This is a genomic window from Acinetobacter sp. QJM3NY_42, from assembly GCF_056173745.1.
This window is the reverse complement of the sequence record NZ_CM149689.1, coordinates 2068820-2088458: the sequence shown is the minus strand read 5'-3', so window position 1 is coordinate 2088458 and position 19639 is coordinate 2068820. Positions and strand designations below refer to the sequence as shown.

Below are 19639 nucleotides of genomic sequence, written 5' to 3'. Positions count from 1 at the left end.
TCATATCCTGTCGACCTTAGCGAATATAGACTGTATCAGGTTGATGAATATAGCTTTTAAACTGTTCAATCGAGCCATGACCCTGTAACAGACTTGCCAGTGAAATAACATATTTATAAGCATTTAAAGCCATTTCACCTTTTAAAATATTTAAACTGTTTTGGGCATCAATGACTTGGGTGGCTGTTCCCATATCTTCTTTAAATGATAATTCCTGTATACGAAGATTTTCTTGAGCAGCACGCATGTTTTGCTGTAACAGTCGATGACTGTTTTGCGCAGAGGTTAATTCACTATAAGATTTGAACAGAATATTCTCGATTTCCTGTTTGGTGCGTTCGGTAGCAAGACCAGCGGCGTAACGTTGTAGTTCCGCTGCTTGCACTTTTTTCTGTTTATCTATACCCGAAAACAGATTATAACGGGCAGCCATACCTATGATCCAATTTTGCTGTTCGTCTAAACTGTATTCACCAAAAGCAAAAATACTGGGTTTCTTTGCAGCATTTTGAGCACGCACATTTTCTTCAGCTAATAGTGTATCAGTCTGCATTTTGCGAATGAGAGTGGATTGTTCAGGATAAGTCGCCATAAGTTGAGCCAGAACCGGTGACTGCTGTGAATTTATAAACAAAGGCGTATTAAGACTGTCTACAGTTTGCTGCTTAAGTAAATTCTGTAATTGAAAACGGCTGGCCTCAAGATTGGCTTGACTATTTTGCAGGGCACGTTCGGCATTATTGCGGGCAACTTCAAATTGCATGCGCTGCCCTTTACTGATAAACCCGGCACGTTCCAGCTTGAGGGCATTATTATAATGATTTTGCATTGCATCACGATTACTACGACTAATGCCATTCAATTCTTGCTGTAACTGAGTATTAAAATATGCCTGAATGATTTCAAAGCGTTGTATATCCTGTTGTTGCCGGGTATCAAGCTGACTACGCTGTGCCTGAATATTAGCAATTTGTTTGGCGCTTTGGGTAAGCCCGCCCGTATATAAAGGCATCATCAATGATATAGTTGGGCGTACCACTTCATCTTCAAGCACAACATTTGCGGTATCCGGTATAAGGCCAATGCCCCCATGAATAACTTGTCCGATACCGTTACGTAATGGGTCGGTAATATCTGTAGGTAAACCATTTTCTCCTTGCCATTGGTCGATACGCTCATTCACACCCTGTGAAAGGGTTTGTTCAAGGTTATTTTTTACAGATTTGAGGGGAAGATCAATTTCATTATGAAAGGCATAGGCCCGTACATTTAAATCAATGCGGGGTAAGCCTAAACCTTTAGCGGCTTCAGCTTCTAATTGTGAAGCCTGCTGTAAAGCCATGCTTGCCTGTGAACTATAAGAGTTTTGCAGGATGTATTGTTCAGCTTGTTCATAACTAAACGTCTGCGCAAAGCCAGTTCCTGTATATAATAGGAAAGTTGTAATAAAACCTATTTTATAAAAATAGTGAGGAACTAGTTTTAAATCAGAAGATCTAAATATTAATTTTCTTAAAATCTGCATATATTAAACAGCTTTTCAAAATTTTTAGGTAGTTTAATCTTTTATATCAACATTTCTATTACTACATTGTTTCTGTTGAAGTTGTCTTTTAAGGCTAAAGTTTGTCTTTATCCTTTGTATTATAGTTTAAAATAAAATTTAACAGGTAAATCTGATTTTAATATTATATAAAATTGCAGAGAATTTGGCTAAAAGCAAATAATCTTTTTAGTATTTAATCTACAAATGTATTGATAAATAGTTCTCTATGATTTTTTAAATAAACTTTAGAAAGGTTGAATTATTATATGAGTTCTTAATTAAACTAACATCCTATTTTTATTGAATAAACTGTTCTATCTTTAAGTAAGTATTGAAATATCGGTTCGAGAATTTACTGCATCATTTGCCAATATGTGATTAAATGCCTTGATTTTATTTTTTTTAATTTCTTGAAGGGAAAAATCATGCGCGCGTACAATTTCTGTGCTGGTCCTGCTGCATTACCTACTGCTGTTTTAGAAAAAGCTCAACAGGAACTGTTGAATTGGCAGGGTAAAGGCGTTTCCATCATGGAGATGAGCCATCGAAGTAAAGATTATGTCGCTGTTGCCGAAAAGGCGGAAGCAGACCTGCGTAAACTCATGAACATTCCTCAAAACTATAAAGTTTTATTTTTACAAGGTGGTGCCTCCCTACAGTTTTCTGCTATACCGCTAAATCTACTGGGTAAAAATAATAAGGCCGACTATATTTCTACAGGTATCTGGTCTGAAAAAGCCTATAAAGAAGCACAGCGTTATGGCGATATTAATGTAATACAAGCTGGCACAACGGTGAATGGCAAACTGGCGATTAGTGAACAGGCTCACTGGAACCTATCTAAAGATGCAGCTTATGTGCATTATGCAGATAATGAAACCATTGGTGGATTACAGTTTGCAAGTGTTCCTGAGGTAGATGCGCCACTGGTTTCTGATTTTTCTTCAAGTATTTTATCTGCGCCGCTGGACGTTTCCAAATTTGGACTGATCTATGCGGGTGCACAGAAGAATATTGGTCCTGCTGGTCTGACTCTGGTTATTATACGTGATGACCTGCTCGATCAGGCTAAACCTGAAATTCCAAGTCTTTTGAAGTATTCAGCGCAAGCTAAAGATGGCTCTATGGTAAATACACCTTCAACCTATGCCTGGTATTTATCTGGATTGGTATTTGAGTGGCTGCTGGAGCAGGGTGGTGTAGAAGCAATTCATAAAATTAATCTGGAAAAAGCTAAACTGCTGTATGGTTATATTGATGTCAGTGATTTTTATGCGAATCCGATTGCAGAAGCAAACCGTTCACTCATGAATGTTCCGTTTACTCTGGCAAATCCGGAACTGGAAAAACTTTTCTTGAAAGAAGCTGAAGAAAACCATCTATTAAATCTGGCCGGTCACCGTTCAGTAGGTGGTATGCGTGCAAGCATTTATAATGCTGTACCATTAGAGGGTGTTCAGGCATTAGTTGATTTTATGGATGACTTTGCCAAACGCAATGCTTAAACTGATACATATAATTAATAAAAAACCCTCTATAAACTAGAGGGTTTTTCATTAATGAATAAAAATTTTAGAATTGGATTATGCCCAGTTGATGAATAATAATGGCAGAAATAAACATACCGAGAAGAAAAAAATATAAGGCTCCCGTATCAACTTTAATACGTAGACCGCTATATTCAACAATTCGTGTAGTCGTCTGTTCTGGAATAATTTTCATCAAGGAGCCTAAATAATGCTATTATTTTTTAAATCCTATCAATTGCTGCTAGTTTTAGCATAAATATTCGCCTGAATCCAGATATTGCCTCGAATATATTGGCCAATTTCAAAGTTTTCGTACTGTTTATTGCGAGTCGCGATCCGGATAAGAGTAGCTGGTGTGTTTTCTTCTAAAATAAGCGTTACATCATAAACAGTATAATCCTGGTCCATAAACTGCATACTGGTCTTGCCTACAATATTCCCTTGAAACCAGGCTTCATCTTCTTGACCGATTGTCTCTCCATACAGATAGGCCACCATTTTAGAAAAATCAACTGTTACAGGCGCAGTATCTTCTTCAGACTTTGGTTCCCATGCATCAATCAATTCCTGAAGATTGGCTGGGGCAACACCATTATGTTGCTGTAAAATATCATTTAATGCCCGGTGCTGACGAATCGATGCCGGGTCATCGACTACCAGTTCTTCATGAGCAGAAACAGCTTCAAGTTCATATGCCCAAGCATTAAGCTGAACCTGATAGCTTTGACCTTTTTCATAACACTGATGATTAACACTGTATAAACTGTCAAATGCATACACTACAGTATTCGGATTATTACCAAGTTGCAGACGCAGAACTGCCTGAGTACCTGATTTACAACTAATAATACGCTCTATTTTTGCATTATAGCGATAAGGACTATCAAATACAGGAAATGCAGTCTTGAGTGCTTTTGGCTTATTATTTTCTACTGCAATAATTTGTGCTAGACGAACAGGTGATTTATCCGGACCTTGAATCAGCCAGACAGAGGCATCCATTTCCTGCTCATTCTGACATAAACCCATAGGCATCATCGGTGAGTCAAGTGACACACCTAACCATTTAGGGACTTCAGTTTCAGGCTGGTCAGTTAATAAATTCCAGTGTTCAACGTGACTACCAAAATTCTGATCATCGATCAGGATAATTTCCGGGCTGTTCTGATTATTCATATGCACTATTAGGGATCGCGTGAGTATATCTATTAAATCGAGGGTAACTTGTATTTTTCAAGCCCATCATTACGCTCTTTTACTTCTAAATTCAGCATTTGGAGCAAAACTAATTTATCTGAAACTAAACTGTAAATAAAGACCAGAGATCTGGTACGTTTTAATGCCTGTTAAATACTTGCAATCAGTAGAGTGAAAAATATGGCAATACAGGATAATTTATAAAGATTGTTCCTAAAAAATAACTGAACTTTGTTAAACTGAGAATCTTATACTTACGGAGTTTTCAGGTGCTTCCCTTTAAATTATGGATTGATGCGGATGCTCTACCGCGTATTTTACGTGATGTGATTATGCGGGCTTCAGATCGTTATCAGCTTGAAGTAACTTTTGTGGCAAACCAGAATGTCGGGATTACTCCATCAGTACGTATTAATTCGATTCAGGTCATGGGTGGGGCTGACCAAGCCGATCAGGAAATTGTCAATCGGATGCAAAATAATGACATTGTGGTAACACAAGATATCCCGCTGGCCGCACAGGTCATCGAAAAGGGGGGTATCGCTATTCACCCGCGTGGAGAGATTTTCACTACAGCTAATATTAAAGCGCGGTTGCATTTACGGGACTTTATGGATACCTTGCGCGGAGCTGGGGTTCAGACAGGTGGCCCACCACCTATTTCAGACCGAGATAAACGTGAGTTTGCCAGTAGCCTGGATCAGACCATATTAAAGCAGAAGCGTAAGACAGCCTCATGAATCAGAAGGTGCCGGTCTCTCGCGGCAATATTGTGTTTACCTACACTATTCTGGTATTCATCTGGGCTACAACTCCACTGGCAATTGTCTGGAGCGTCCATGATCTGCATGTCATGTGGGCAATGGTCATTCGTTTTTTTATAGCTTTACCACTAGCAGCTCTTTTGCTGCTCTTGCTCAGAGTAAAGCTTCCCATTCATAAAGTAGCGCTGCACAGTTATATCGCGGGTTCCTTTAGCTTGATTGGTTCGCAAATTTTTACCTATGCAGCGACAGGTTATCTCAGTTCAGGCATTATTGCATTGATGTTTGGGCTGGCACCAATTATGGCAGGTTTAATTGGCCGTTTTTTATTTAAGCAGCATTTATATAGTATGCAATGGCTTGGAATGGGGATCGCAGTAGCAGGGCTCTCGATTATTTGTCTGGGAGGAAGTACAGGCCAGCAGGTTCATCCTGTAGGCATTCTCCTGATGTTGCTGAGTGTTTTTAATTATGCTTTATCTATTTTCTGGGTAAAGAAAGTAAATGCGCAGGTTGAACCAATGGCACAGGCGACTGGTTCGATTATCGTGTCCGTGCTCGGTTGTATGCTGCTGCTTCCTTTCATCTGGCAGTATGCACCGAGACATATTCCAGATACCAAATCGTTAATGGCTTTATTCTATACGGTGATTATGGCATCTCTGGTTGCAATGTTCTGTTATTTCAAACTGGTCCAGAACATTCAGGCAACTACTCTGTCTTTAACCAACGTCATGACACCAATGTTGGCTATTCTCATTGGTTCAGTATTAAATCATGAAAAACTTACAGTCATGATTTTTGTGGGTGCTACTGTACTGTTATCAGGACTTTTTCTTTACTTTTATCGTGATATTAAGGCAAGTCGTGAACTTGCCCAGAAAATTAAAAGTAATTAAAACTTTAGTCTAGCTTGCTACACCTTGAGTAGAGTTAATACATTCAGCAAGCTTGGCACGATCTTGAGGATGCAGTGTCACAAAGTAAGCTCCTGTCCGGAAGCCTGTTTCATCCTTGGGCTTGCTATAAACCACTTGGGCAATTGTTGCTACATGAAAGAAATTATCAGGATGACTTAATGTTAAATGAATATAGCTTCCATCTTTAAGTTGTTGATTTGTATAAAAACTAATTCCACTTTCTGAAATATTAACCTGTTCAGGCACAGGTAGCATGGTCTGGACGATAGCGTCATAAAGAGACCCTGTAATCAAATTCATTTTCTGGTTAAATAAGGATAGTATTCGAGCAATTTGTTGATCTTTTTGATTTAATTGTTCTAATTCGTAGTTAATAGCATGATCAAATTGATCTAATTCTGCAAGTAGTAGAAAATAACGCGGCAATACAAAATTAGGGTCGTAAGGATCGTTAAGAGCAACATCATCAGAGATAATCTGATAATTAATCCTTAAAGCAGCATCAATGCGGGACATCACGCGACGTTCGTTCGAAGCGCCCTGATGCTGTAATGTTTCCATAATGAATTACCTCGGACTAGATGGTATGTTTAAACCAATCTCGCTGTATATAGGGTTGAGATACACTCGCGCGCGGCGTAGTAATCACTTTATTTCTTTTATTGCTTTAGTTTCCATGATCGGCCTGACCTTGGGTGTAGCAGTTCTTATTACAGTTCTGTCTGTCATGAATGGTTTTGACCGAGAATTAAAAAACCGTGTTTTGGGCATGATACCTCAGGCCACAGTTTCTTCAACCCAGATTTTAACAGATTGGCCCGAACTTGCAAAAAAAGTCGAGAGCCACGAACATGTTACTGGTGCAGCACCATTTACCCAGTTACAAGGGATGCTAACTGCACAAGGCCAAGTTGCAGGTCTGATGGTAACCGGAATAGAACCTCAATATGAAAAAAAGGTTTCTATTATTCAGGACCATATGGTTGAGGGAAGCATTGATAGCCTGAAAAAAGGTGAATTTGGTATTGTGCTGGGGAAACAGATGACAGATGCACTCGGCCTCGGGCTGAATGACAGTGTCACTTTAGTATTGCCTGAAGCCACACCTTCACCGGCAGGGGTTGTGCCTCGCTTTAAACGTTTCAAAATTGTGGGCATTTTCAGTATTGGAGCTGAAGTAGATTCCATGATGGGCTATATTGCCTTAAATGATGCTTCGACTTTGTTACGTTTGCCGGATGGTGCTCAGGGTGTACGTCTGAAGCTGGATGATATCTTCAGTGCACCTCAGGTAGCTAGCTCGATTGCCCGTGAATTACCAGGGAATTTCTATGCTTCGGACTGGACCTATACTCATGGGAACCTGTTTAGTGCCATCCAGATGGAAAAAGCGATGGTAAGCCTGCTCCTGTTTCTAATCGTTCTGGTTGCTGCATTTAATATTGTTTCTTCTCTGGTCATGGTAGTGACCGATAAAAAATCTGATATCGCTATTTTAAGAACACTAGGTGCATCACCCGCTACAATTACCCGTATATTTATGGTACAGGGAACAGTAATTGGAGTCATCGGGACAGTATCAGGCGCAATTTTAGGAATTATTTTTGCCTCAAGTATCAGCAGCTTTATTTCATGGCTGAATAATGCTTTTGGTCTGCACCTGTTTGATGCCTACTTTATTAATTATTTGCCTTCTTATCTCAGATGGCAGGATGTCGTAGTCATCGTCAGTCTGTCTCTGATTTTAAGCTTTCTGGCAACTATTTATCCGGCACTGCGTGCAGCTAAAATTCAACCTGCCGAGGCTTTACGTTATGAATAATACAGTACTTGAAGCCCGTAATATCTATAAGCATTTCACGGATGGGAAATCAACCGTAGAGGTGATTAAAGGCTTATCTTTAGAGATCAAGGCGGGTGAGTTTACATCGATTGTTGGAGCCAGTGGCTCTGGTAAAAGTACCTTACTACATGTTTTAGGGGGGCTAGACCGGCCAACTGAGGGTGAGGTGTTTCTAAATGGACAGCGCTTTGACAATTTAGGTGAAGCTGAACGTGGTTTTATGCGTAACCAGTATCTTGGGTTTGTCTACCAATTTCATCATTTACTGCCAGAGTTTACTGCTTTTGAAAATGTAGCAATGCCCCTGATGCTGCGCAAAAATACACAGTTTAAAGAAGCCAAACAGCAAGCAGAATACTTGCTGGAACGGGTCGGCCTGTCACACCGGATAACGCATAAACCAGGCGAATTATCTGGTGGTGAGCGTCAGCGTGTAGCTTTGGCGCGGGCATTGGTAACCAAACCTGCTTTAATGCTGGCTGATGAGCCGACAGGTAACCTGGACCGTAAAACTGCTGTAGGTATCTTTGAGTTATTAAGTGAACTGCGTCAGGAATTGAACATGGCAATGCTGATTGTAACTCATGATGAGCAGCTGGCCCAAGCTGCCGATTCAATTCTGCATATGCAGGATGGCTTATGGGTGAACGCGTAAGTCGGAGATAATCTGATCATTAACCTTGTTAAAGCCCATCAGTATGGGCTTTAATTATTTTAATAAGTTATAAATATAAAAATCATGTGGAAAACTATTTTATTGGCCTGGATTGCTGGAATCTCGGTCATGGGGAAAACTTTTAACTTACCTTTTCTGTTACCTGGACTGATGATCTTCAGCGTAGGTTCAGGGCTATTATATTGGTATCAATATAGTAAGCTGGAGTCGCACCATCCGATTCCATGGTTATCTAGAGCAGTTTTTATTCTAGCCTTAGGCATCCTGACAGGCACATTGGGTTATCGCTACGCTGACCATGCGCTAGAACAACGTCTAGATAACAGGGAAACAGAAACAAGAAATATTGAGGCAATTGTTTATATCCGACATATTGATGAGCGTTCTGAGAAGCAGATCAGGCAAAAAGTGGAAGTACTTGACCAGAAAAAACAGCCTGTTCAATGGTGGCTCACATTTAAAAATATACCTGAGCAACCTATAAAATTTGAGTTAGGAGAATATTACCGGATTTATGGGGAAGTCATACCTGCTCATGGATATGCCATGCCGGGAGTATTTGATCAGGAAAAATGGTTTATTCAGCAGAATATCATGGCCAGTGTAAAAATCTGGAAAATAGAGAAATTGGACCATGAGGCAGTTTACCGGCTTGGTTTTAATCAATATCTGAATAATCAACAGGGTTGGATCAATGGTCTTCTATTACTGATGGAGCGGCAGCGCTATCATTTTCGTACTTTTATTCAAAATAGCACACTGAAAAATAAAGGCCTGATTTTAGCACTTCTTACAGGTGATAAAAGCTTACTTTCCTCTGAAACAGAAGAACAATTTCAGCGGCTGGGAATCAGTCACCTGCTGGCAATTTCTGGCCCACACGTATTAATTTTCGCAGCTCTGGTCAGCTGGGTATTGCAAACCCTGATACGGCTGTATGGTCCAAAACTCTATTTAAGCTTGCCTCGCCCTTATCTGCTGGTTTTTCCTTTCTGTTTTTGTGTATTACTTTACAGCGCTTTTGTCGGTTTCGAGATTCCGGCACTACGAACACTGCTCATTACTCTGCTAGGGAGTAGCCTGCTTTTATTAAGACAAAAAATCCAGGCATTAAGCTTATTGCTGGCAAGTGCCAGTTTACTATTATGGATAGATCCTTTTAGTGTTCTCTCGGCAGCTTTCTGGCTTTCTTTCGGGGCCTGTTTTATTCTGTTGCGCATTTATGAAAGTATAGATCGGCAGCCTGCCCAACCGGCTTTTAACTGGAAGCAAAGAGTTTTAACTGCTGGAAAGTTACTGATTGAATCACAAGGGAAAATTTTTATTGCTCTCTTTCCGTTAGTACTGATTTTTTTCAAACAGGTAAGCTGGATTGCGCCATTGACCAATATTCTTGTCATTCCATTATTAGGTGCTGTCGTAGTGCCGCTAGATATACTGGCTGCATGTCTTTCCTATATCATTTCTCCTTTGGGCCTGCTTTTATTTCATTGTAGCGATTTAGGCTTGAATTTAGGCTTGTGGATATTAGAAATACTGGACCATCTGTTTAATCCCCAATTACAGGGAATTGCATTTACACCGTTGCTTATTGTGAGCCTCAGTATCGGCCTGATTATTTTATATCTGCCTCGATCTGTTATTCCTAAAGCTTGGGCGCTGTTATGTTTTGTACCAGTTTTTACGAGTAGGGCACCAGACTCGGATTTTAAGTTAACCGTTTTAGATGTAGGGCAGGGCCAAGCCATTCTACTTCAGAGTAGTCAGCAAAAAATAATGTTAGATACAGGCGGTTACTATGATGAAACCAAATTCAGTATAGGCCAGCAAATTCTTGCACCATTTTTATTTTCCCAAGGGATAGCTCGCTTAGATCGGGTGCTATTAACTCATCTGGATCAGGATCATAGCGGGGCACTCTTACCATTAAGCCAAAAAATTAAAATCGATGAAGTAATAGCCAATACCCAGTTACCTGAAACATGGAATATAAAACAGTCATCACCATGCCGGGAAGGACAAAGCTGGTCTTATCAGAATTTTAAGGTCCAGGTACTATCACCTGGCTTAAATACTTACCCATCAATGGTAGAAGCCAATCCGAATGAATATTCATGTGTGTTATATGTGCAATTAAACCAGGCCCAGCCTTACCGGAATTTCTTGATTATGGGAGATGCTGGCTGGCCAACTGAATATGAACTCATGAAAAAGTATCCCGAACTTCAAGTCGACGTACTAGTATTGGGTCACCATGGCAGTAAGCACAGTTCTGCTTACAGTTTTCTAAAATATTTGCATCCTAAGCTGGCAATTGCCTCAGCAGGACAGAATAACCGTTATGGACACCCGACCAAAGAAGTTAAGGTACGTCTAAAGGCACTTGATATTCCACTTCTTTTAACTGCCCAAACCGGTAATATTGAATTTTATCAAGAAGCTGATGAACAAATAAATTACACTCTCTATAGAGAGCAGTGGAAATGGTTAAAGATTAAGTAAGATTTTTGTTGTGCTGCCGCAGCTGATCCACTTTTTGTAGTGCTTCAGCTTTATCAAGCGTATAAATGGAGCGTAATTCTGGGTGAGCCTTAAAACGTTTATAGCTCCAGTGGTAATGTTCGGGATAGCGTGTAATCAAATCTTCGATCACATGATGAATAACTTGGGTACCTTCTACAGCGCTGCCTTCATAAATTTTCTCATCAATTGGTTCAATAAACATATTAAAGCCATCCTGTTCATTACGGATGGCGTAAAGAAGCAAAGTACTGGCCTTAGTTTTTTGAATCAGCTTGGCGCTCAGGCTGCTTGAGGCTAAGGGTACACCAAAGTATTCCACCAGATCACCACCCACATTTGGTGTATGGTCAGGCAAGATAACAGTTGTGCCTCCCTGTTTAAGCGCCTTAAAAATCTGGCGAACACCAGTTTCATCTGTAGGAACCAGATTGGCCTGCTCACGGCTGCGCGCTTCGCGGACGAACTGATCTGCATACGGGTCTTTGACCGGTTTATAGAGAATGGTCATTGATGTATATTGCGAACACCAAGAGTTCATAATCTCCCATGTGCCAAAGTGCGGAACGATCAGGACTAATCCTTTTTTGGCTGCCACCGCCTGATGAAAATAATGCTCGCCTACAATTTTATGAATTCTTGAAATATTCTTCTCTGTACTTGAGCCCCAAATACTAAAAAATTCAAAGTATGACTGTATTTCATTACGTATAGCCTGACGAATGATCTGATTACGCTTTTCGGTCAGCAGATATGGAAAAGCAATCTCCAGATTCAGATTTATTGTTTTTGAGGTATTCGACAGTTTTAAAGTATTCACCAGACCTGCAAGTATACGAGCAATAAAGCGTGATACTCGTATAGGCTGGCGACTAATGATTTTCAAAAGACGATAAGATAAAGGCTGGGAATTTGAGCTAGTCATTATTTAAATGTAGGATTCTGCTTAACAAACGTAAAAGAAAAAATATTATAAGTTAAAAAGCTTTATTTAGACAGTTTTTCATTTTCCAGTGTATATAATGAAGATATTTTACTTTTCGGATAAATATATATGTCGGATTGGCCGCCAAAACCTAATAATGAAGTTCCAAGTTCAGACAGCAGAAGCGGTAAAGAGTGGCAGATACTAGAAAAAGCTGTACTGGCTTCTGTTGAAGAACAGCGCCGTAGCCGTCGCTGGGGAATATTTTTTAAGTGTTTGACTTTTGCCTATATTCTATTGCTTTTGCTCATGATGGGTAGGGGCTGTACTACGGCAACTACCAGTGGGGCAGGTTCAAGTTCAAATGCTCATCTGGCTGTGATTGATATTATTGGTACGATTGACTCTAGTGACCGTTCCGTAAATAGTGAAGATACCAATAAAGCTTTGAAACGTGCATTTGAAGCAAAAAACAGTCAGGCAATTGTGCTCAATATCAATTCACCTGGGGGGTCACCTGTCCAGTCAGATGAGATCTGGCAGGAAATTCGCTATTACAAACAGCAGTATCCTGAGAAGAAAGTATATGCATTAATTGGTGATATGGGAGCCTCAGGCGCTTATTATATTGCTTCGGCTGCTGATGAAATCTGGGTTAATCCATCCAGTTTGGTCGGCTCAATTGGTGTGATTATGCCAAACTATGGGGTGATGGGCCTTGCGCAGAAACTGGGTGTTGAAGACCGGACATTAACTTCAGGCGACAATAAAGATATTCTGAGCATGACTAAACCAGTCAATCCTGCACAGAGGGAGCATGTACAGGCGGTCTTGGACAATGTGCATAGTCACTTTATTGCTGCTGTAAAAGAAGGTCGTGGCAAGCGCCTGAAGAGTAATGACCCTGCAATTTTTTCAGGATTATTCTGGAGCGGTGAGCAGGCAGTTAAACTGGGCGTTGCAGATCGTACCGGAAGCATAAACAGTCTTAAACGTGAGCTTAAACTGGATAATGTTCTGGATTATACAGTTCAGCGTAGCCCATTTGAATCGGTACTTGGCCGGGTAGGTTCTGAAATAGGCCAGGGCTTTAGTGAATCAGTTACCCAGCAACTTAAAATTCAGCAGGATACCAAGCTGCAATAATGAACATAAAGGGATATATGACGAAGCCATTAATACACTTTGCACATGCCAATGGCGTGCCTTCAAAAGTTTATGAAAAGTTGTTTGAACAGTTGCGTGATGAATACGATATTATTTATGTGCCTTTGATTGGCCCAGATAAACGTTATCCAATTACCAATCACTGGCCTCATCTGGTAGAGCAGATCATCGACAGCATCGTTCGGCAGGCTCATGGTCGCAAAGTTATCGGGCTTGGACATTCGCTAGGTTCAGTTCTCACGATGATGGCTTCTTATCAACGTCCCGAGTTATTTTCACAGGTCATTATGCTAGACCCGCCGTTGATTATGGGAAAAGCATCTTTTGTTTTCCATATGGCTAAATGCTTTAAACCCCAACTGGTAGATCAGATGACTCCAGCAGGGTTATCGGTGCGGCGACGTGATCATTGGGAGTCGCGCGAGCAGGCAGGCGAGTTACTTCGCACTAAAGGTTTCTATAAAGATTTTGATGCAGACTGTTTTCAGGCCTATCTGAAATATGCATTAACTGAAGATCCGGTAAGGGGTGGCGTAACTCTGACTATCCCTAAAAATGATGAAGTAGAAATCTTTAGGAAGAATCCTTCGCTCTGGTGGTTACCGATGGCAAAACCGAAAATACCAGTACATCTTGTGGTCGGAGATAAAAGTGTTTTTCTTAAACGGCGTTTTCCACACGTAGCCAAGAAAAAAATCGGTATTTCTTTTAGCATAGCCGAGGGCGGCCATATGTTCCCTTTAGAACATCCTGTTGAGGTGGGCCGATTGGTAAAACAGCTGATCCATGCATAAATGATGAGTCAATAAAAAAAGCGCCTATACTTAGGCGCTTTTTTTATTGGCATAAATTGTATTATAACTTGCAGAACTGCACTGGTTCAGTTAGTAGAGAGTTTCTATAAAGTACAGAGCCATCTTCTAAATGCTGAACGGCGCCAGTACAGATCCATTCAACCACCTGAGGGTAAACCAGGTGTTCTAACTCATGTACACGGTTTGCCAAAGTCTCAACTGTATCAGTTCTTTTAACCGAAAGTATTCCCTGCGCTAGTGCCTGACCGGCATCTAATTCAGCTGTCACATAATGAACTGTACAGCCATGATATACATCACCTGTATTAATTACACGCTGATGAGTATGCATACCTTTATAATAAGGCAACAGGGAAGGGTGAATATTCAGCATTTTCCCTTCCCAGGCTTTGACAAATTTTTCACTTAAAATCCGCATAAAGCCTGCTAGCACGACCAGATTAACTCCCCAGTCAAGCAGCTGCTGATGCATAACGTCATCAAATGCTTCCCGGCTTGGATACTGTTTATGTTCAACAAGAGCAGTCTTAATTCCTGCCTGTTTAGCACGTTCTAGAGCATAAGCATCAGGCCGGTTGGACAGTACACCAACAATTTGGCCTGATAGTTTGGCATCGATCAGGGCCTGCAAGTTAGATCCACTGCCCGAAACGAGTACAGCAATTTTAATCATATGAAATTACGCGAAGATCACACGATTTTTTTCATCTGCACCTTCAACAGATTCAGCATTGTCAACAATGTGACCCATTATCCATGCTTTTTCGCCGAGGTTATTTAGCGTGTTAACCGTTCTCTCAGCATCTGCCGCATCAACAGCCAATACCATACCTACGCCACAGTTAAATGTGCGGTACATTTCAAATTGTTCAACACCACCTTCCTTTTGAAGAAGCTTAAACAATTCTGGCCATTCCCAAGAAGATTCATTAATGACTGCTTGAGCACCATTTGGAAGTACGCGCGGTAAGTTACCCGGTAAACCGCCACCTGTGATGTGTGCCATTGCGTGCACATCAACCTGTTTGAGTAATTCAAGGATTGGCTTGACGTAAATGCGGGTAGGTTCCATTGCAGTATCTGCAAGTGGGCGACCATCAACGATTTGAGTTAAGTCAACATTTTTTACATCTAAAATTTTACGAAGCAGAGAGTAGCCATTAGAGTGCGCACCTGAAGATGCAATTCCAATCAGTACATCATCGGCTTTAACTTTAGAACCATCAATAATTTTGCTTTGCTCAACTACACCTACGCAGAAACCTGCCAAATCATAATCTTCACCTTCATACATGCCTGGCATTTCAGCAGTTTCACCACCTACTAACGCACAGCCAGCAAGTTCGCAACCTGCACCAATTCCTGTAACAACATTTGCAGCAACCTCTACGTTTAAGTGGCCTGTTGCATAATAGTCAAGGAAGAACAATGGCTCTGCACCACATACAAGAAGGTCATTTACGCACATTGCCACCAGGTCCTGACCAATCGTGTCATGACGGTTTAAATTCAGTGCTAAACGTAATTTGGTACCCACACCATCCGTGCCAGATACGAGAACAGGTTCTTCATAACCTTTAGGAATTTTACAAAGTGCACCAAAACCACCAAGTCCGCCCATCACTTCAGGACGTGAGGTGCGCTTGGCAACAGATTTGATTCGATCGACTAATGCGTCTCCCGCTTCAATGTCGACACCTGCATCTTTGTAGCTTAAACCAGTATTTGGGGTAGAAGTTGAGTTGCTCATAATGAAGTCTCCGCGTTCGCGCGGGGGATTATAACCTGAATATACGAAACTCTTATGTTATTTATGCTCTAAAATGCTATTTTACTAAAATATTTCTTTTTTCATAATGATTAGATACTTATAAAAGGCGTGTTTCCATGGTCGACCGTACCTTACGTCGTATTTTTATTCTTGCGGCGATTGCATTATTACTTTGGGTGCTTTACCTGCTAAAACCGGTAGTCATACCATTTTTAATGGCCTTTCTGATTGCTTATCTGTTTAGTCCGCTAGTGGCATGGCTCCACAAATATCATTTACCGCGCTGGCTCTCGATCAGTATTGTCTTTATTGGAATTGGTATTCTCCTGGTACTGGCAATCTGGTATGTGGTGCCTTTGGTCTGGCAGCAACTGGTTTATGCGCGTGACAGTATTCCAGCAGGTATACATTGGTTAAACGCGACCTTTTTGCCTTGGGTTTCTAATACATTTAATGTCGAGCAGATGGAAATTGATACTGAACAGATTTCTACTGTAGTCATGGATTATATTCAGACCAATTATAGTGCAGATAGCATTCAGACCATGTTGCTACGTCTGGCGCAATCCGGATTAAATTTCATCCAGATTGGCGGTACAATTGTTCTGATACCAATTATTGCTTTTTACTTTCTGCTGGACTGGGACCGGATGCTGAACAGTATGCGTCGCCTGATTCCACGGCCTTATGAAAAAAATACTATTCAGGTAGTTCATGAATGCCATAATGTATTAGGTGCCTTCGTTAAAGGGCAATTCTTGGTCATGATCCTGCTGGGAATTGTTTACGCAGTAGGTTTACAGCTGATTGGTCTTGAAGTCGGGCTGATCATTGGAATGGTTGCCGGGCTTGCCAGTATTATTCCTTATCTGGGTTTTGCCGTAGGGATTATTGCCGCAGTCATTGCGACATTGTTCCAGTTCGGTTTGGACTGGACCCAGCTAATTCTGGTTGGTGTCGTCTTTATGGTGGGTCAGGCGGTAGAAGGCTATATCCTGCAGCCTTTCCTACTCGGTGATAAGATAGGTTTATCACCTGTTGCTGTTGTATTTGCTGTGTTGGCCGGTGCACAGCTAGCTGGTTTCTTCGGTATGCTCATTGCTTTGCCAATGGCTGCAGTGATTGTAGTATTGCTTAGACATTTACGTGAATGCTATGAACACAGTACATTCTATGGTCCACCTAATCTGATGGGAGATAAAGGTACGGACAGTCTCATTATAGATGCCGAACAGGTAAATCTTGATATTGAGATTGAAAAGTCGCAAGATACTGAAAAGACAGTTCATATTGATACTAAATAACGATAGGATATGGCCAAATATATGCGTCAGCTGCAACTGGATATAGAACTTCAACTTGATGCTCGGATCAGTGACTTTTCCGGGCCAAGCTGGGGGCCTGTAGTAGATGCAGTCCGGCAGTTGCATGCTGGTCTCATGAACCGGTTTTATATTTATGGTGCAGCAGGCTCAGGTAAAAGCCATCTTCTATCTGCGATTTGCGATTCCTATATGGAGGTAGGTAAATCTGCCATTAAAGTTTCACTCCTTGAACTCTTGGATGCGCCTATTGAAGCAATTACATCACTGGAAAAATATGATCTGGTTGCACTGGATGATATCGAAGCTATAAGTGGTGTTCCACATTGGCAGCGTGCCGTTTTTCATCTTATTAATTATAATAATGAAGAGGGAGGGCAGCTGATTTTTTCCTCACGGTTTGCACCAATGGAATTGAAACTTGAACTACCTGATTTGCAGTCACGGCTGACTCAGGCGGTCAGTGTAAAAGTGCCCAACGGTAGTCTCTATGCAGATCGTCAAGCACTAGTTCATTCAGTACTAGCACGTAGGGGCGTACAGCTAGACCAACAGATTATTGATTATCTTTTATTACATGGGCCACATCAGGCAGCACGTCTTTTACAAACTTTAGAACAATTGGAAACCTTGCTCAAGGGAGAGCGAACACGGCTTTCAAATATGACTTTACGCCAGATATTTGCCTTAATTGATGAGTATGGCCAGTAAACGGAAAAATCTTGAGTAATTACTCAAGCTGTGACACAGTACAGAAAAATAATTCGATGTTGCACGGAACTGCAGCTTAAGAATAAAAAATAGAAATAAAGTATAAGGAGATGGATATGCTCAAACAGAGCATAGGCATAGCTATGTTATGCATTGCGGGGCAGGCCTATAGTGCTGACATTGTGGTAACAACAACTGAAGATATATCCTCTGCAAATGATAAACAATGCTCGCTTCGGGAAGCAATTGAATATATCAATCTGGGTTTACCTGAAGCTGGCTATAATGGATGTGGTGGGAAATCATCTACTTCTACGATTTTGCTTGAAAAAAAAGCAGTCTATAAACTCAGCAATCATATTAACATCAAGGCTGACCTGTCGATCAGAACCAGTTATACCACCGATGTTAATGATAAGGATGTACCCGGTTTAAATAACGCCACAATTCAGATGCTGGGTACTGATAATATTTTCCGCATTGATGACAGTAAAAAAACTTTAGCGACAGTCAGTCTAAGAGAAATTACTTTGCAGGGATGTGGGGCCAGTCAATGTGCCGAACAGGGAGGGCTAATTTATAATAATGAATATCTGACTTTGGAATACACCCGTTTATATAATGGATCAGCAGCCCAAGGCGGAGCAATATATAATATGGGCCAGCCAGAGGCTGAAACTGCTGCCAGTATAGTTGAAATAAAATCAAGCCTTATTGAAAACAATAAAGCTCTGGCAGGTGCTATTTTATATACCCATGCTCCTGAGTTCCGGATTTCAAATTCAGTATTTCGTGAAAATAATACAACTCAAACAGGTTCCAGTAATATTTATTCGGCCAGCAGTCTAGAAGAAAATAAGATTACTGATTTTCCTCAAGCTAGGGCTTGGGTAAATAGTAGTACTTTTTTAAAAAATCAGGGCCATATTATTAACTTGCGTGACGGGATCGGGTTAAATAATCTGACCATTGTCGGTAATCAGGCTGGTATTTTATTCGATGCACCTTTAGGTAAAGGATACTTGGCCAACAGTATCATTTTAGGAAATCCTTATCCTGGTGGTCAGCAGGCTAACTGTACTTTTGCTGAAAATGACCAAAGCATTCTACAGAACAATCTGGTTAGTCAGGAATGTGGATTAGGTGCTACCTATTATCCTAATGAATACTGGTCCGGTACACAGCTGATTGCGGGAGAGACCTTGCAAGGCGCATGCAAGAGTATGTCACAGGACCCTAATAGCCTGTTATGTCCCTATAGTCAGCCTAAAGATACATTCTTGGGATATTTTCGTCCCCGTATCCTGCTAAGTTATAACAGTCTGGCGGATTCACCTATAGTCAATAAAGGTAAAAATTCATTTAATCCTGACATCAAAATAGTGGGCTGCGAAGCTGCTGACCAGCGCAAACAGGCGCGAGATTCAAATAATATATTTTGCGATCGTGGAGCAATTGAAATTATTGTCCCAACGACAGTAAGTTTGGTGGGTGAAGATATACGGACTGGTGGTCAGGCCAAAATGTCGGTTGCCGATTTACTTGGAGATAGCGACCTGATTCCTAAAGAACAATGTAACGCAATTTTAGGCCCTCATCCATCTGGAGAAGCATGGCAGGCTGGCTGTATACAAGTTGTACAAACAGTGACTCAATCTAAGGGGTCATTAAAGCTTGATGAGGAAGGTAATCTGGTCTATACCCCGAATGGTGGCTGGCATGGAACTGATATTTTTAAGATCCGTCTAGTGACTACTTCCACGCGCTTTAACCAGAATATTCCTTATATGGAAATTAATGTACAGGTCAGACAAGAACCTGAAAACCACATGGAAAGTGACAAAATTAAAACTTCCGGTGGGGCACTCGGAATGTTCAGTTTATTTACACTTTTAGGATTAGTCGGGCTACGTCGGTATACAAAATAATTAGG

Annotated in this window: 18 protein-coding genes; 11 read left to right on the top strand and 7 right to left on the bottom strand. The window is 40.9% G+C overall.

The window, feature by feature from the left end:
* Positions 1 to 16 precede the first annotated feature (16 nt).
* On the bottom strand, positions 17 to 1525 hold the full coding sequence (locus AC0VYT_RS09875) for a TolC family protein (protein WP_005019263.1): 1509 nt from the start codon (positions 1523 to 1525) through the stop codon (positions 17 to 19).
* 446 nt (positions 1526 to 1971) lie between these two features.
* On the opposite strand from AC0VYT_RS09875, the gene serC reads away from it, so the two are divergent.
* Positions 1972 to 3051 carry a 3-phosphoserine/phosphohydroxythreonine transaminase gene (serC, locus tag AC0VYT_RS09870; protein ID WP_005019265.1) on the top strand — a complete coding sequence of 360 codons (1080 nt, stop codon included), beginning with the start codon at positions 1972 to 1974 and terminating at the stop codon, positions 3049 to 3051.
* Positions 3052 to 3118: 67 nt separating this feature from the next.
* On the opposite strand, the gene AC0VYT_RS09865 is transcribed toward serC, so the two are convergent.
* Both AC0VYT_RS09865 and AC0VYT_RS09860 read right to left on the bottom strand, forming a co-directional pair.
* Complete coding sequence (locus AC0VYT_RS09865) at positions 3119 to 3268, bottom strand: hypothetical protein (protein WP_005019266.1); 150 nt, start codon at positions 3266 to 3268, stop codon at positions 3119 to 3121.
* A 38-nt stretch (positions 3269 to 3306) separates the two neighbouring features.
* Entirely contained in the window at positions 3307 to 4251 is a 945-nt protein-coding gene (locus AC0VYT_RS09860) for a hypothetical protein (protein WP_005019267.1), read from the bottom strand.
* 290 nt (positions 4252 to 4541) lie between these two features.
* Between AC0VYT_RS09860 and AC0VYT_RS09855 the strand changes: the two genes are divergently transcribed.
* Positions 4542 to 5012, top strand: coding sequence for a YaiI/YqxD family protein (locus tag AC0VYT_RS09855; RefSeq protein ID WP_005019268.1), 471 nt, complete (start codon positions 4542 to 4544; stop codon positions 5010 to 5012).
* Positions 5009 to 5935, top strand: coding sequence for a DMT family transporter (locus AC0VYT_RS09850; RefSeq protein WP_005019269.1), 927 nt, complete (start codon positions 5009 to 5011; stop codon positions 5933 to 5935). Before AC0VYT_RS09855 ends, AC0VYT_RS09850 begins: the two co-directional genes overlap by 4 nt.
* 9 nt (positions 5936 to 5944) lie before the next feature.
* Here the strand turns inward: AC0VYT_RS09850 and AC0VYT_RS09845 are convergent, their stop codons facing one another.
* Positions 5945 to 6517: a PilZ domain-containing protein gene (locus AC0VYT_RS09845; protein WP_005019270.1), complete on the bottom strand. Its 573-nt coding sequence runs from the start codon at positions 6515 to 6517 to the stop codon at positions 5945 to 5947.
* 25 nt (positions 6518 to 6542) lie between these two features.
* On the opposite strand from AC0VYT_RS09845, the gene AC0VYT_RS09840 reads away from it, so the two are divergent.
* From AC0VYT_RS09840 to AC0VYT_RS09830, 3 genes are all read left to right on the top strand, one after another.
* Positions 6543 to 7778 (top strand): lipoprotein-releasing ABC transporter permease subunit, encoded by a 1236-nt coding sequence (locus tag AC0VYT_RS09840; RefSeq protein WP_005019271.1) that lies wholly within the window; start codon positions 6543 to 6545, stop codon positions 7776 to 7778.
* Positions 7771 to 8454, top strand: a complete 684-nt coding sequence (lolD, locus tag AC0VYT_RS09835; protein WP_005019272.1) for a lipoprotein-releasing ABC transporter ATP-binding protein LolD — start codon at positions 7771 to 7773, stop codon at positions 8452 to 8454. Before AC0VYT_RS09840 ends, lolD begins: the two co-directional genes overlap by 8 nt.
* Before the next feature lie 84 nt (positions 8455 to 8538).
* On the top strand, positions 8539 to 10977 hold the full coding sequence (locus tag AC0VYT_RS09830) for a DNA internalization-related competence protein ComEC/Rec2 (RefSeq protein ID WP_005019274.1): 2439 nt from the start codon (positions 8539 to 8541) through the stop codon (positions 10975 to 10977).
* Here the strand turns inward: AC0VYT_RS09830 and AC0VYT_RS09825 are convergent.
* Positions 10970 to 11920, bottom strand: a complete 951-nt coding sequence (locus tag AC0VYT_RS09825; protein ID WP_005404401.1) for a lysophospholipid acyltransferase family protein — start codon at positions 11918 to 11920, stop codon at positions 10970 to 10972. The two genes, AC0VYT_RS09830 and AC0VYT_RS09825, sit on opposite strands and share 8 nt — an antisense overlap.
* 129 nt (positions 11921 to 12049) lie before the next feature.
* Between AC0VYT_RS09825 and sppA the strand changes: the two genes are divergently transcribed.
* Positions 12050 to 13066, top strand: coding sequence for a signal peptide peptidase SppA (sppA, locus tag AC0VYT_RS09820; protein WP_005404402.1), 1017 nt, complete (start codon positions 12050 to 12052; stop codon positions 13064 to 13066).
* A gap of 17 nt (positions 13067 to 13083) precedes the next feature.
* Positions 13084 to 13881, top strand: coding sequence for an alpha/beta fold hydrolase (locus tag AC0VYT_RS09815; protein ID WP_005405286.1), 798 nt, complete (start codon positions 13084 to 13086; stop codon positions 13879 to 13881).
* Between the two features lie 61 nt (positions 13882 to 13942).
* On the opposite strand, the gene purN is transcribed toward AC0VYT_RS09815, so the two are convergent.
* Positions 13943 to 14575: a phosphoribosylglycinamide formyltransferase gene (gene purN, locus AC0VYT_RS09810; RefSeq protein ID WP_005404404.1), complete on the bottom strand. Its 633-nt coding sequence runs from the start codon at positions 14573 to 14575 to the stop codon at positions 13943 to 13945.
* A 6-nt stretch (positions 14576 to 14581) separates the two neighbouring features.
* Positions 14582 to 15652, bottom strand: coding sequence for a phosphoribosylformylglycinamidine cyclo-ligase (purM, locus tag AC0VYT_RS09805; protein ID WP_005404405.1), 1071 nt, complete (start codon positions 15650 to 15652; stop codon positions 14582 to 14584).
* Between the two features lie 137 nt (positions 15653 to 15789).
* Between purM and cxpE the strand changes: the two genes are divergently transcribed.
* The 3 genes from cxpE (at position 15790) to rbtA (ending at position 19634) form a co-directional block, all read left to right on the top strand.
* The gene (gene cxpE, locus AC0VYT_RS09800) at positions 15790 to 16977 is read left to right on the top strand and encodes a chloramphenicol efflux transporter CxpE (RefSeq protein WP_005019283.1); all 1188 of its coding nucleotides are present in this window, start codon (positions 15790 to 15792) and stop codon (positions 16975 to 16977) included.
* A gap of 21 nt (positions 16978 to 16998) precedes the next feature.
* Entirely contained in the window at positions 16999 to 17706 is a 708-nt protein-coding gene (gene hda, locus AC0VYT_RS09795) for a DnaA regulatory inactivator Hda (RefSeq protein ID WP_005019285.1), read from the top strand.
* A 116-nt stretch (positions 17707 to 17822) separates the two neighbouring features.
* Positions 17823 to 19634, top strand: coding sequence for a rhombotarget A (gene rbtA, locus AC0VYT_RS09790; protein WP_005405093.1), 1812 nt, complete (start codon positions 17823 to 17825; stop codon positions 19632 to 19634).
* The last annotated feature ends 5 nt before the right edge of the window (positions 19635 to 19639 follow it).

Coding starts and splice junctions, on each gene's coding strand:
- AC0VYT_RS09875 (WP_005019263.1), bottom strand. CDS start 1,525: ATGCAGATTTTAAGAAAATTAATATTTAGATCTTCTGATTTAAAACTA.
- serC (WP_005019265.1), top strand. CDS start 1,972: ATGCGCGCGTACAATTTCTGTGCTGGTCCTGCTGCATTACCTACTGCT.
- AC0VYT_RS09865 (WP_005019266.1), bottom strand. CDS start 3,268: ATGAAAATTATTCCAGAACAGACGACTACACGAATTGTTGAATATAGC.
- AC0VYT_RS09860 (WP_005019267.1), bottom strand. CDS start 4,251: ATGAATAATCAGAACAGCCCGGAAATTATCCTGATCGATGATCAGAAT.
- AC0VYT_RS09850 (WP_005019269.1), top strand. CDS start 5,009: ATGAATCAGAAGGTGCCGGTCTCTCGCGGCAATATTGTGTTTACCTAC.
- AC0VYT_RS09845 (WP_005019270.1), bottom strand. CDS start 6,517: ATGGAAACATTACAGCATCAGGGCGCTTCGAACGAACGTCGCGTGATG.
- AC0VYT_RS09840 (WP_005019271.1), top strand. CDS start 6,543: ATGTTTAAACCAATCTCGCTGTATATAGGGTTGAGATACACTCGCGCG.
- lolD (WP_005019272.1), top strand. CDS start 7,771: ATGAATAATACAGTACTTGAAGCCCGTAATATCTATAAGCATTTCACG.
- AC0VYT_RS09830 (WP_005019274.1), top strand. CDS start 8,539: ATGTGGAAAACTATTTTATTGGCCTGGATTGCTGGAATCTCGGTCATG.
- AC0VYT_RS09825 (WP_005404401.1), bottom strand. CDS start 11,920: ATGACTAGCTCAAATTCCCAGCCTTTATCTTATCGTCTTTTGAAAATC.
- sppA (WP_005404402.1), top strand. CDS start 12,050: ATGTCGGATTGGCCGCCAAAACCTAATAATGAAGTTCCAAGTTCAGAC.
- AC0VYT_RS09815 (WP_005405286.1), top strand. CDS start 13,084: ATGACGAAGCCATTAATACACTTTGCACATGCCAATGGCGTGCCTTCA.
- purN (WP_005404404.1), bottom strand. CDS start 14,575: ATGATTAAAATTGCTGTACTCGTTTCGGGCAGTGGATCTAACTTGCAG.
- purM (WP_005404405.1), bottom strand. CDS start 15,652: ATGAGCAACTCAACTTCTACCCCAAATACTGGTTTAAGCTACAAAGAT.
- cxpE (WP_005019283.1), top strand. CDS start 15,790: ATGGTCGACCGTACCTTACGTCGTATTTTTATTCTTGCGGCGATTGCA.
- hda (WP_005019285.1), top strand. CDS start 16,999: ATGCGTCAGCTGCAACTGGATATAGAACTTCAACTTGATGCTCGGATC.
- rbtA (WP_005405093.1), top strand. CDS start 17,823: ATGCTCAAACAGAGCATAGGCATAGCTATGTTATGCATTGCGGGGCAG.